The organism is Bradyrhizobium sp. 62, assembly GCF_023073035.1.
Taxonomy (GTDB): Bacteria; Pseudomonadota; Alphaproteobacteria; order Rhizobiales; family Xanthobacteraceae; genus Bradyrhizobium.
Window position 1 is genome coordinate 112,166 of sequence record NZ_JADPIT010000013.1, and the last position, 11,388, is coordinate 123,553.

An 11,388-nucleotide genomic window follows, 5' to 3' on the forward strand; every position below is an offset into this window, starting at 1 on the left:
ACGGCCGGCGGCGCGCCGATCGGCGCTCCAGGTTTGACGAGTACGTGGCCGCAATGCGCCGCCGCCGTCCGATCTCGATCGAGACGAAAAAACCCGCGGCGGATGCGTTCCGCGCGGGTCAACCAAACTCGTCTCGATGATGGCATTATGCCGGTGATTTGCCCGACGTGTCAAACGAACGAATTTGCTCAAGCTGCGTTAGACGATCAGGAGGCCGGCAGATGACGCTCAAAACTCCATCACAAGACACATCGCGAAATCTTCCACGACGAAAGCCGCGCATCGACAAGGAGCGCGACACGCAAGAGACCCTCGTTGAAGACGCCGGCGACACCGAAGACAACAAGCGCGATCTCGTGCATGGCGAGGGCGGCACCATCGACCTCCCCACCAGCCCCGGCGATTTGTCGAAGGACGATTAGGCCGCTCCGCAGGCGGCGCGACGTGTGAAACATCGCTCGTTCGACCACGCCGTGCCGGAACTTACGCCAAGGCGGGCGCGTTTATTCCTTCATCAGGAGGAACATTGTGCAATGAGCCACACCGTACTGGTTGTTGACGACGATCCCGGCGTGCTCGACGTCATCGTCGACATGCTGGAAGATCTTGGTTGCGCGGTGATCAGCTCCCGCAGCGGCGCGGATGCGCTCGAGCGGCTCAAGCAGAACCAGGATATCTCCATCCTCATCACCGACATCAACATGCCCGGTATGGACGGTCACGAGCTCGCCGAGCTGGCCAGGCGAGACCGCCCGGAACTGAAGATCCTGCAATTGTCGGGGCGTGAACCCCGGCGCGACGGCCTTCCCATGATCAGAAAGCCGTTCTCGTTCGAGGAACTCGCCAGCACCATGCAGCGGACCACCGGCATCTGCTGAAGGTCGCAAGCCCAAGACGTCGCAACAAGACGTTGCAAACCCAAACCCCAAAACAAAACCCGCGTCGGATCGCGTCCGCGCGGGTTGAACCACACTCTTTTCGATGATGGCATTATGCCGGTGTTTTGCCCGACGTGTCAACGCGGCGAACGCGGACAAAGGATTTCCCTCTCCCCACTCAGATATGTGGTGTGCAACGGGCTTGCTTCAAGCCCCCGACCCTGCCGTAGAACCCTCGACCCGAACACCATCCAAACCCGAGGGGTCATCACATGCCTGTACTGCTTCCGACGTCCCGGACGCGCGACCACAGCAAAGGGCCCGGCGCCCGTCGCGCGCAAGATCACGTGCAAGACCGCGTGAAAGACCACGCGGTGGTGATCGCCGGCGCTGGCCCGACGGGCTTGATGCTGGCCGCGGAGCTCGCGCTCGCGAACGTCGACGTCGCCGTCGTCGAACGGCGCGCCGATCAGGAACTGGTCGGCACGCGCGCCGGCGGCTTGCACGCGCGCAGCATCGAGATCCTCGACCAGCGCGGCGTCGCGGATCGTTTCCTGCGCGAAGGACAAATCACCCAGCTCGCGGGCTTCGCCTGGACCAGGCTCGACATCAGCGATCTCCCCACCCGGCACGCTTACGGGCTCGTACTGCGGCAGAGCCACATCGAGCGCATCCTGGCCGACTGGGTCAGCGAGCTCGCGGTGCCGATCTATCGAAACCGCGAGATGACGGGTTTTGCGCAGGACGAAACCGGCATCGACGTGACGCTGTCCGGCGGCGAGACCTTGCGCGCAAATTATCTGGTCGGCTGTGATGGCGGCCGCAGCCTGGTGCGCAAGGCCGCCGGCATCGACTTCGCAGGCTCCGATCCGACGCTGAGCAACCTCATGGCCGAAGTCGAGATGCGGGAGGAGCCAGCATGGGGTCTGCGTCACGACGCGCTCGGCTTTCACGGCCTCAGCAAGACCGAGAGCGGACGCGTGCTGGTGGTCGTGACGGAAGCGACGCTCGATCGCACGGGCGCGCCCGGTTTGCGCGATCTCAGCGACGCCCTCGTCGCCGTCTACGGCACCGACTTCGGCCTGCAAAACCCGTCCTGGATCTCCCGCTTCACCGATGCGGCACGGCAGGCCGTGTCCTATCGCAAGCGTCGCGTGCTGCTCGCCGGCGATGCCGCGCATATCCATCATTCCGTCGGCGGACAAGGCCTCAACACCGGCGTGCAGGACGCCGTCAATCTCGGCTGGAAGCTCGCGCAAGTGGTCAAGGGTTTGTCGCCCGAAACCCTGCTCGACACCTACCACGCCGAGCGCCATCCCGTCGCCGCGCGGACCTTGCGCAACACCATGGCGCAAATCGCCCTGCTCCGCCGCGGCGAGGACGGCCTCAAGGCCGCGCGCGAAATCTTCTCCGAACTACTCGGCATGGACGAGCCGAGAAAACGCTTTGGCGCAATGATGAGCGGGCTCGACGTGCACTATGATCTCGGCCAAGGACACGCGCTGCTCGGGCGGCGCATGCCCGATCTCGACCTCACGGTCGAAGGGCGCCCGCTGCGACTATTCACGCTGTTGCGCGGAGCGCGCGGCTTGCTGTTCAATTTTGGCGAGAAGAACAGCTTCGATACCGCACCATGGGTTGATCGCATCAAGACAGTGGATGTCGAACACGACGGCGCCTGGGAGCTTCCGACCGTCGGACAAGTCGCAGCACCAAGCGCCGTTCTGGTGCGGCCGGACGGGCACGTGGCCTGGGTGAGAGATCAAGGCCATGACGGACTTGCGGACGCGCTGACGAGATGGTTCGGGGCGCCTGCGGCGTAGCGAGAAGCAGTGCACCCGCCGCTGAAACAACAGCCCGCGGTTCGCCGACGGCTGTTGAGTAACAGGTTTTTGGCGCGACTCAAGATTCGGATGTTGCACCGCTCGTCGGCCTCCGATCCGGCTGGGTTTCCCGCCAAGCCAAATGCCAGAACCGGCCTTTCCGATTCATATGCTAGCCCATCGGCGTCCATTGCGGCCATCCGGTGCCTGGACCTGCTTCAACGCGAGTTTGACGCCCTTTCGCTTCCGTGCTCATGCCTTATCCTGCGAACTCAGCTAAAGCTCTTCATAATCGGCATCGAAATTATTCTTTGCCCGAAGCTGCCGAGAACGCTGACTGCACCCGAAAGCCGGCCTATTATGCTCAGACTGAGTTTTGTCGTTCATGACTCAGAGCCGACCTCGCGTCTCTTAAGGTGACAGCCACTCAAAGGCTTACGCTCGTCGGCCGTCACTGGACGTCGAGGCACGCTGCGACTCCTTCAGGAGCCGCACCGTCATAGCAGTGGTAAGAGCTGTGGCGATCAGGTAGGCAGGGGACATGTTCCATCCGCTACCTGTGACCACTAAATAGCACAGCAATCCCGCGGCCGACACGGCGAAGCCAAGCCAGGCAAGCTTCGGAAAATGAAATCCACGTCCGCCGCGCCAAAGATCAAGCACAAGGTAGAACGCGAGAAAGGTATTGCATAGCGCTGCCGGCGGTAGAGCCATGACGATGCCGCGATCGAAAGCGAGATAGGACATTACACCGTCGACTTGAGCAATAACCGCGAACGGCAGATAGCGCAAATTGATGCAGGACAGGGCGATCGACGTAATCTCGAACGGGTAAAAGTATCGCTCATGCATCTTCGGCAGCAGGTAGGGCATGAACATGAGTGATGCACACGCGACGAGCAGAACAAACTCCGGCCCCACCCGTTTGGACTCCGCTATAAAAATCGACAAGGCAAATCCGCTTGCCGCTGTCAGCACCAAGCCGACGGCGACTCCGGCGGTGTACGGTGTGCCTGCGGCGAAGATCCAGATGTTCGCTGCACTTATGAAGAGACGATCAAAAGTATTGGCTTGGTCGACATAGACCCCCAACACGGAGACCAAGGATCTGCCCGCGATGAGAACCGGAATGGCGAGGACCATATAGACCCCGGGGACCGTTGCGAGCCATGCCAGGTGGATCCGGCGGCGCAACATCATACCCAACAAGAAAGGGCCCAAGAATACGCCCTGGGCCTTGACTGAAAAAGCCACCGCGAAAGGCAGAATGCCGTTTCGGTCTCGCATGAACAGCGTCACGGAAACCAGCGTGAAAAAGGTCCAGATCGAATCGGCCTGCCCCTACAATGCACCATTTAAGATCACCGTAGGGGCAAGCCAAACCGCGCAGAAGGCTAAGGACGCGCGCAATAGCACCCTTGTAGTGCGCCAGACCATCTGGGCGACAACGATGGCGCAACCGAATTCGAATACTGCCGAGATCATCTTCACGAGGGAAAGTGGCTGGCCAAGCCAATCAAATTGCGCGGCGATCAGGAGGAGATAGCTAAAAAACGGGGTGTAATTGGTGAAAGGTTCGGCCAGCGCGCCGAAACCGTGATCACGAGCAAAGGAATACCACGGGATCAGGAACTGAAAGGCGTCGACGGTGGCGTGCTCCCGGGTGAGGTAACGGAGCACAAGGCCTGCAAACCCGCACATTATTACCAAGGCGATCGCAAGCGGCCATTTGGTGAGCAAAGCCTCGTCTGGACTGTTGCAGCGCGCGGGCCCCGGCGACGTGCCGATCTGAATATTCTCTTCTGTCACGCTGTTACTGTTGCTGGTGATTCTTCAAGAACGAGACGAGATGTCAGAGCTTCATGTTGCAATCAACCTGTAAGTGTAGCTCGTCAAAGTAGCGTAAAATAAGTTGCGCAATTCGATGATTACCCGTAAAAGGATTGTTTGGTTAACCCCACGAGGGGCAACCATGAACGCGAAGACGAACGCCAGACCGCCGTAGATGCCTGCCGATCAGGCGCCGCCGGCAGACGCAAGCGATGCTGTAACCGAGCTGGACGGCGTCGAACTCAACGACTCCAAGCGCCAGCGCATAGGCGAGATCGGGGCGGCCGAGGCCGCGTTCCCCGATCTGATCGCCTTCCTTCCGCCTAACTGCAACCCGACCCGCGAGTTCGACCTTTCCAACACCAAGGTCAAAGAAGCCGTCATGTGAGCAATTAAGGGTGTGGTCGCGCAGTAAAGGCACGTTCGGAAAACTAGCCCGTCTGTTCTGGAGGCATCATGTCAAACCTCTAGCGCCCTGGTACACCCTTCAGGGCAGTAGCTGCTAGCCACTCCATCAGGGGAAGAGCACTGCAAGAACGCCGTCGACGAAGGCCTGACACTCAGCGTGCGTTTTGAAGGCGCCCTTGTACTTGCCGAACAAGAAAACCGTTCGGCCGCGTCCCTTTCCGAAGAAGTATTGGCCCACGTGCTGGCCGGCTCCATCTTTGAGTTCAATGGCTAGGAGACTCTGGGCTGATTTGAGGTCCGCTTGAGGTAGCTTAATCTGCACGATATTGCTCCCAGGATGAGCTGCCCCGACAGTTTAGTATGACTCGCACTGACTATGCATCACGGCTCTGGTGTCCGTTATCCTGAATGAGGCGCGCGCAACTCTCTTCGCGTATCGTTCCACTCAATTAAGTCGAACCATCGGTACAGAAAAGAACGGGTAAGCCTTCAAATCGATCGGAGTCCTTGTAACGAGCCGAGAAGCGCTCGCGCGAGTCCCGACCAAACGTATCACCGTCTTTGACTACAAGCCCGTGCTCAACCAGATAGACGGCAAGGCCGTCCACCTTGTTGACCAGCGCTGGAAGTGTCAGCTTGCGGGTCTCGAACTCGATTTCACGCTCAGCGAATGCTGACAGACCCATCGTTACTGCTCCGATGCCTGTCTCTGATCGGAACGGCAATATGTCCACCCACAGTGAGGAAGGATAGTCTGGATACGGCGCAAACGATCGGCTGGACATGTCCGACCATAGTTCGGCGGATCGTGCGACCTTGCCATTCCATACAACGGCGCAACATTCCGGCACCGTCGCAATCAATGCGCCGATGACAGCCGTCGTCAGACGAGCGGCGGACAGCGGCTGCTGGCTTTGGCCTAGCACAGAGACGATCAGATGCCCTCGATGTCGCGCCGCGGCCGCCTTCGCCTGCGGCCATGTCGTGGAAGCGCGCGACCACAAGCCGGGATCGTCGGGAATGCGCGCCGGCATCGACATGACGGCAACAAGCTCGTTGCCACAGCGAATGAGCGGCGAGTTTGCCTCAGCCTGTTGCGCGTCTCCGTTCTCCGCAACATCAGTTGCCAGCTCCGGATGTCGCGCGCGGAGCGCCTTGGCAAGTGCCGACATGTCCGGCGTTGCAGGCGTGTCCAACAGGACCAAAGCGAGCAGTGAATTGCTCATCGGCTATCGCGCAGAAATTTTGGGAGCGAGACCAGATACATTTGCTCCCCGCCCAGAGGCTGAACTTTTACTTTCCTAGAACAAAACACGAACATTGTCAAGTCATCCTCTTCGCCAGCATCGGCTTGCGGGCCACACGCACGTTGTTCTGAAATCATCTCGCGCGTGATGATGTCATCGGCTTTGCTGCGCCGAGCTCGGCAGCGCTTGCGCCGGCGCAGAGGTCTCACATCCCGCGCTGATCTTCCGGCGCGTCCCTTCCCACGCGAGCTGAGCTGGCTTTGTTCAAAAGTGAACATTGGAATCGCAGGCAGTTGAGCAAGTCCCTCAACTGGCTCAACCCGCTCTCGCAATTTAATCCGCCGACATATCATATGCTGTGTCTCTCCCTCAAACGCGGGGCGTAAGCTTTATCCATCACCGCAAGGCAATTGGCGTCGACCGGTGATGAGAACGCCGAAAAAGCGCTCCCACCCCGCACACGAACGAGGGAGACGTGCATGCCGACACGACGACGATTCAAGCAGACCACGACACTCACCGAACGGCTGGCCGAGGAGGCCGCCCGGCTGCGCGAGGAAGCGCGCACGCTGGCACCGGGGCGCCGCCGCGAGATGCTGCTGCGCCGCGCGCGGCAGGACGAGACCGCCATGCACATCGACGCCTGGCTGCAATCGCCCGGGCTGAGGGCACCGTCATGATGCAGCAATATCGCGCTTATCTGGTCGGCGACAACGGCGTGTTCCGCTCCGCCGAGGCGTTCGAGGCCGCCTCCGATGCGAACGCCCTCACCTTCGCGCAGCAGTTCACGCGGCACGGCAAGGTGGAGGTCTGGCAGCTCGGCCGCAAGATCGCCGTGCTCGAGTCCGACTCCTACCCGCCGGAATTTCTCACGCGTCAATGATCGCGTGATGTCGAGGGCGGCCTGAAGGTCTCGATCGCGAACGAGAACTTGACCTGCATCACGGGACCTTTGGCATCGCGAACGTCGATCGCCATGGTCTGCCTGGCACCTGCGGGAGGCGCGGAGAGGATGGCATCGCGCGCCATGTCCGCGACCGACTTGGCGGCCTCCGCCTGAACGGCGCGCGCGCTGGCCAGCTCCAACCCTTCCTCGTCGAGCGCTACACCGGTGTCGTCGCGCAGGTCGAAATAATATCGGGGCATTGCAGCATCCTTTGCCCGTAATAGGCCCGAAGCGGACAAAGAGTTTCCGGCGGCCCCGAAAAAATCTGGTGGAATCAACAGGTTCCGGGAACCCGGCGTTTCCCGACCGGCGCCTGCACTTCGCCTGCGTGTACCCATCTCAGGTCGATCCGGCAGGCAACGAGCGCCGGCCGCGCCGCCCCTCCCCCGTCATCTCTCATTCCAACGAAGGAGGATTTCGCCTGCTGTGTGCGCGGGGTCACGGATGCACGCGCCATGTCCGCCTATCACTCATCCCACGACGACGGCATGAGACAAAACAAACAACCAGACAGGTGGACCATGACGAAGACCCTGATGATCACGAAGATGGCGGCAGCGATCGTGTTGGCCAGTGTTGCGGCAGGCGTTGCGAGCAGCTCGGCTCAGGCCGGCTGGGGCGAGAACGGACAGTACGGCAACGCGCCGCAGGCGCGGCCCCAGTTCGGTCCCCATTTCAACGGCTATGGCGGCAACGGCGGCCAGCGCCCGGTCGTCTATCCCGGCCCCCGGCCGATGCCCCAGGTCAACGTCTATCCGCGGCCCGCGCCGCCGGTCTATATCCCGCCGCAGGTCGTGGTCCGGCCGGTCCAGTATCCGGTTGTCGTGAACAGGCCGGTGTACGTTCCGACGCCGCAGGTGGTGGAGAAGACGGTGGTCGTGCAGCGGCCCGCCACCGTAGTTGCGGCACCGGTCGCGGCGGCTGCGCCCACTCCGGTGGTCAACAACAACTGCAACTGCCTCGTGAAGGAATATCCGCAGGCCGGCGTCGTGGTGTTCAGGGATATCTGCACCAAGGAAAGCGCGACCTACACCAACCTGCCGCAGCAGACCACGCAGGCCGTGCTGCCGCCGACCCAGTAATCGCGGGAGCCGGGCTCAGGATACGATGACCAAATCGAACGCGGCAGCATCGCCTGTCGCGTTCGTGTCTCTTCTTGAAGCGAAAGCGACAGGGGCGAAGCGACAGGGGCGAAACGACATTCGGCCCTTCACTCCTCCGCAAGCTTCCCGACGATATAGGCATCCACCGTTTCGGCGAACGAGCGCTGCACGCCGACCGCGGTCCCATGCTGCTCGAGCGCGTCGCGCTGGAGCACGCGCAGGCCGCGGCCGCGCATGCAGATTGGCGCCGTGTTCAGATATTGATCGATGGCGCCCTTCGCGAGCGGGATGGCCTTCGGGTCGCCCCTTGCGATCAGAAGCCGCAAGAGGCTCTGGCATTCGGCCAAACCTGGCATGGGGATCAGCGCCTCACGCGCGCGATTTCGCCGGCCGCTTGACCGGCTGGGTGTGGGTGCCGAACAGCGCCAGCAGAAACGCGACTTCTTCCTTCGAACCGACCTGGATCATGATGATCTCCTTTTCGCTAGGTTGGTCGGGCACAGCGGGCGGGGCGTTCGAGACAATCGGGTTTCAGCACTGTTTCAGGCGTGTTTCGTCGTGACGCGCGACCATGGTCGTCTGAAATAGGAACAGCTGTTCGGGCTAAAGGTTATCGGTGCGTCGGTCCGGATGCACGACCGGCTACCCCCCACGGCCTCAGCTCGCCCCCGGGCTGGGGCCGTTTCTTCCCCGCGCAATTCAACCCGAGCGCGCGTTCTGGTCTCGCATGGGCTTCTCCCAGGACAGCTTGTTGCAGCCGGAACACCGGAAGATGGCAATCGCCCCCTCGGGTGAGCTGACCGTGTCGATGAAGGTCATGGGCTTGTTGCACGCGGCGCACATCGGCCGCTGCCTGGTATCTCGGTTCGCCATCCGCGCAAACGCGGGACAGAGCAGGAGGTTTCTATCGTTCTGCTCTTCGCTGTTCGTTAACGCCTGCCACCTAGTTTTTCCCGCGGCGCTTGAGAGGGCTTGGGGTTCGCGTGATGGCTGTGAAGTGTGCGGGATGTGCCGACGGGACCGAGCTCCCGTTCCAGTTCAAGATGGCGTTTCAGCCGATCGTCAACGTCGTCGAGCACCGCATCTGGGGCTATGAGGCCCTGGTGCGCGGTCCCAACGGCGAAAGTGCGCATAGCGTCCTTAGCCAGCTCACCGACCAGCAGCTCTATCGCTTCGACCAGGCCGCACGCGTGCTGGCGATCGAAACCGCAGGCGCGCTGTTCGACGATCCGGAGGCGCGGCTCTCGATCAACTTCCTGCCGAATGCGGTCTACGAGCCGCGCGCATGCATCCAGAAATCGCTGGAGGCCGCGCGCCGCGCGAGCTTTCCGACCTCGAATTTGATGTTCGAATTCACCGAGAACGAGCGGATCAGCGATCCCGCCCATATCGAAAACATCGTCCGCGCCTACAAGGCCTTCGGGTTCTGGACCGCACTGGACGATTTCGGCGCCGGCTATGCCGGCCTCAGCCTGCTTGCGCGGTTGCAGCCGAACCTGATCAAGATCGACATGGAGCTGGTGCGAGACATCCAGCTCAGCCATCCCAAGCAGGTGATCGTCGCCGCGGTGGCCGCGATCGCGCGCGAGCTCGACATCACCGTGCTGGCCGAAGGCGTCGAGAGCGAGGCCGAGCTCACTTCCTTGCGGGCCGCCGGCATCGCGCTCTTCCAGGGTTACTATTTCGCAAAACCGGGGTTCATGTCGCTGCCGCAGGTTGCGGGACTCCAGCGGCTGGATGTCTCGATCGCAAGTGCCTCGTGAAGAACGGTGGACGAGGTCTCTATTGTTCTGGAGGCTCGGGATGCCAGATCTTCGGCACCTGGTGCTGAAGCAGCGCCATTGACGCCGCGATCTGCTCCCGGGAACGGCGCAGCATCTGCCGCGTCGTTTGGCTTCCATCAAGCTGATGCGTTTTCTGCCGGTCGAGATACGCCTCGAATTCCTTGCTGGTGAGCATGACAAGCTCCCGTCTTCCTGCTCGATGGGCGAAGTAGGTCAAGAGATGATTGCGGACAGTTCAGAAGTGAACTTAACGAGACCGGCGACCAGATACGGCAGCACGCGAGACCATGCATGTCTCCATCGACTTGGGCTGCTGTTTAACCCACGGCTATCGAAGGCATATTTGAAAAGCACATAATTTGTTCCGAGCAGGGAACTGAACTTACCGTTTTCAGTTTTGGAGTCGTCGTCAACAGCTCAGGAGCGTGCGTCGTGATCGGACATCGCCGCAGAGTGAAGCATACTCGTTCCCTGGAAGAGCGACTGGCCGAACTGGCCGCCAAGTTCAAAGACCTGGCCAATCAATTACCCGCAGGCGCGGAGCGCGACAGTCTTCTCAGGCGGGCACGCCTGGCGGAGACGTCCGCGCACATCAACGATTGGTTGAAGTCCCCAGGCTTGCAGGCGCCAAAGTAATGCCATCGGCCCGGTATGTCATGGGTGATCGGATCGTGCGCGCTTCTGCGTGACGAGGCGCAGCGCGATGCCGTGCTGCCAGGCGCGCACCCTCACCGCCGCTTCGCTGCGACCAAGCTCGCCGGCGATCTCGTCCGGCCGCCAGCCGGCTTCGGCCAGCGCCGTCAGCCGCTCGTGCTCTTCCGCTGTCCACTTCTTCAACAACGGGTAGCGTGATTGCATGGTCGGAAGCTGTCTCGCCTTGCGTGGTCGATGCAGGCGACAATCGAACTAAACAGGCGAAGTTCCTATGCGGCGTTCCTCTGCGACCCGCAAAAGGCCATCCCGCAGATGGGGCCGACGCCGGGGACCCCCTCACTCAGATCCATACGTCCTCGCGGCACGAGTCGCAGCGATAGATCAGGATCGAGCAATCGCGCCTCACGTCGAAGATCGAGGTCAGGCAGCGCGTCCCCCTCTCGCATTTGGGGCAGGCCGGCCCCGGCCTGAAATGCTGATCCGGCCTCGTTGCCGGGCCTTGCTGTTCGCTGCTCATCTCATCCCTCATTGGAGGACTGAGTTCCTAAGTGCCAAAGTGGACATTCGTTCCAATGGCGCGGGCGGTGCTTGTGATAGAAGCGAGGGCCTAGACGCCCCATGATCGCGCGCGCTGGTCATGGGCTTTGTCCTGAACCATCAAGCGGGTTTGTCCTGAACGATCAAGCCGGCTTGCTGTTGGCGGGCTCCCCCCCCC

At 61.4% G+C, this 11,388-nt stretch carries 16 protein-coding genes; 9 read left to right on the forward strand and 7 right to left on the reverse strand.

What is annotated here, in order from left to right:
• Positions 1 to 221 precede the first annotated feature (221 nt).
• From IVB47_RS08145 to IVB47_RS08155, 3 genes are all read left to right on the forward strand, one after another.
• Positions 222 to 422 (forward strand): hypothetical protein, encoded by a 201-nt coding sequence (locus IVB47_RS08145; RefSeq protein ID WP_247290444.1) that lies wholly within the window; start codon positions 222 to 224, stop codon positions 420 to 422.
• A gap of 24 nt (positions 423 to 446) precedes the next feature.
• Positions 447 to 878, forward strand: coding sequence for a response regulator (locus tag IVB47_RS08150; protein ID WP_247290446.1), 432 nt, complete (start codon positions 447 to 449; stop codon positions 876 to 878).
• A 272-nt stretch (positions 879 to 1,150) separates the two neighbouring features.
• Entirely contained in the window at positions 1,151 to 2,701 is a 1,551-nt protein-coding gene (locus IVB47_RS08155) for an FAD-dependent monooxygenase (protein WP_247460936.1), read from the forward strand.
• A gap of 435 nt (positions 2,702 to 3,136) precedes the next feature.
• On the opposite strand, the gene IVB47_RS08160 is transcribed toward IVB47_RS08155, so the two are convergent.
• Both IVB47_RS08160 and IVB47_RS08165 read right to left on the reverse strand, forming a co-directional pair.
• Entirely contained in the window at positions 3,137 to 4,000 is an 864-nt protein-coding gene (locus IVB47_RS08160) for a hypothetical protein (RefSeq protein ID WP_247290450.1), read from the reverse strand.
• A gap of 42 nt (positions 4,001 to 4,042) precedes the next feature.
• The gene (locus IVB47_RS08165; protein WP_247290452.1) at positions 4,043 to 4,510 is read right to left on the reverse strand and encodes a hypothetical protein; all 468 of its coding nucleotides are present in this window, start codon (positions 4,508 to 4,510) and stop codon (positions 4,043 to 4,045) included.
• 196 nt (positions 4,511 to 4,706) lie between these two features.
• Here IVB47_RS08165 and IVB47_RS08170 point away from each other — a divergent pair, with 196 nt between their 5' ends.
• A complete protein-coding gene (locus IVB47_RS08170) occupies positions 4,707 to 4,919 on the forward strand; it encodes a hypothetical protein (RefSeq protein WP_247290454.1) in 213 nt (70 codons plus the stop codon).
• A 469-nt stretch (positions 4,920 to 5,388) separates the two neighbouring features.
• Here IVB47_RS08170 and IVB47_RS08175 read toward each other — a convergent pair whose 3' ends face one another.
• Entirely contained in the window at positions 5,389 to 6,165 is a 777-nt protein-coding gene (locus IVB47_RS08175) for a DUF4261 domain-containing protein (protein ID WP_247460938.1), read from the reverse strand.
• Between the two features lie 500 nt (positions 6,166 to 6,665).
• Here IVB47_RS08175 and IVB47_RS08180 point away from each other — a divergent pair, with 500 nt between their 5' ends.
• Together IVB47_RS08180 and IVB47_RS08185 are read left to right on the forward strand one after the other, a co-directional pair.
• The gene (locus IVB47_RS08180) at positions 6,666 to 6,866 is read left to right on the forward strand and encodes a hypothetical protein (protein ID WP_027566628.1); all 201 of its coding nucleotides are present in this window, start codon (positions 6,666 to 6,668) and stop codon (positions 6,864 to 6,866) included.
• Positions 6,863 to 7,069 (forward strand): hypothetical protein, encoded by a 207-nt coding sequence (locus IVB47_RS08185; RefSeq protein WP_247290462.1) that lies wholly within the window; start codon positions 6,863 to 6,865, stop codon positions 7,067 to 7,069. Before IVB47_RS08180 ends, IVB47_RS08185 begins: the two co-directional genes overlap by 4 nt.
• Here the strand turns inward: IVB47_RS08185 and IVB47_RS08190 are convergent.
• Positions 7,063 to 7,332 (reverse strand): hypothetical protein, encoded by a 270-nt coding sequence (locus IVB47_RS08190; protein ID WP_027566626.1) that lies wholly within the window; start codon positions 7,330 to 7,332, stop codon positions 7,063 to 7,065. The genes IVB47_RS08185 and IVB47_RS08190 overlap by 7 nt on opposite strands.
• Positions 7,333 to 7,653: 321 nt before the next feature.
• Here IVB47_RS08190 and IVB47_RS08195 point away from each other — a divergent pair, with 321 nt between their 5' ends.
• Positions 7,654 to 8,214 (forward strand): hypothetical protein, encoded by a 561-nt coding sequence (locus tag IVB47_RS08195; RefSeq protein WP_247460940.1) that lies wholly within the window; start codon positions 7,654 to 7,656, stop codon positions 8,212 to 8,214.
• A 128-nt stretch (positions 8,215 to 8,342) separates the two neighbouring features.
• Here IVB47_RS08195 and IVB47_RS08200 read toward each other — a convergent pair whose 3' ends face one another.
• Entirely contained in the window at positions 8,343 to 8,591 is a 249-nt protein-coding gene (locus IVB47_RS08200; RefSeq protein WP_247460941.1) for a hypothetical protein, read from the reverse strand.
• 630 nt (positions 8,592 to 9,221) lie between these two features.
• Here IVB47_RS08200 and IVB47_RS08205 point away from each other — a divergent pair.
• Positions 9,222 to 9,998 carry an EAL domain-containing protein gene (locus tag IVB47_RS08205; protein WP_247290466.1) on the forward strand — a complete coding sequence of 259 codons (777 nt, stop codon included), beginning with the start codon at positions 9,222 to 9,224 and terminating at the stop codon, positions 9,996 to 9,998.
• Positions 9,999 to 10,017: 19 nt separating this feature from the next.
• Here IVB47_RS08205 and IVB47_RS08210 read toward each other — a convergent pair whose 3' ends face one another.
• Positions 10,018 to 10,194 carry a hypothetical protein gene (locus tag IVB47_RS08210; protein ID WP_247290468.1) on the reverse strand — a complete coding sequence of 59 codons (177 nt, stop codon included), beginning with the start codon at positions 10,192 to 10,194 and terminating at the stop codon, positions 10,018 to 10,020.
• 257 nt (positions 10,195 to 10,451) lie between these two features.
• On the opposite strand from IVB47_RS08210, the gene IVB47_RS08215 reads away from it, so the two are divergent.
• On the forward strand, positions 10,452 to 10,655 hold the full coding sequence (locus tag IVB47_RS08215; RefSeq protein WP_249806580.1) for a hypothetical protein: 204 nt from the start codon (positions 10,452 to 10,454) through the stop codon (positions 10,653 to 10,655).
• An 18-nt stretch (positions 10,656 to 10,673) separates the two neighbouring features.
• Here IVB47_RS08215 and IVB47_RS08220 read toward each other — a convergent pair whose 3' ends face one another.
• A complete protein-coding gene (locus IVB47_RS08220) occupies positions 10,674 to 10,877 on the reverse strand; it encodes a hypothetical protein (RefSeq protein WP_027566621.1) in 204 nt (67 codons plus the stop codon).
• Positions 10,878 to 11,388: the final 511 nt, after the last annotated feature.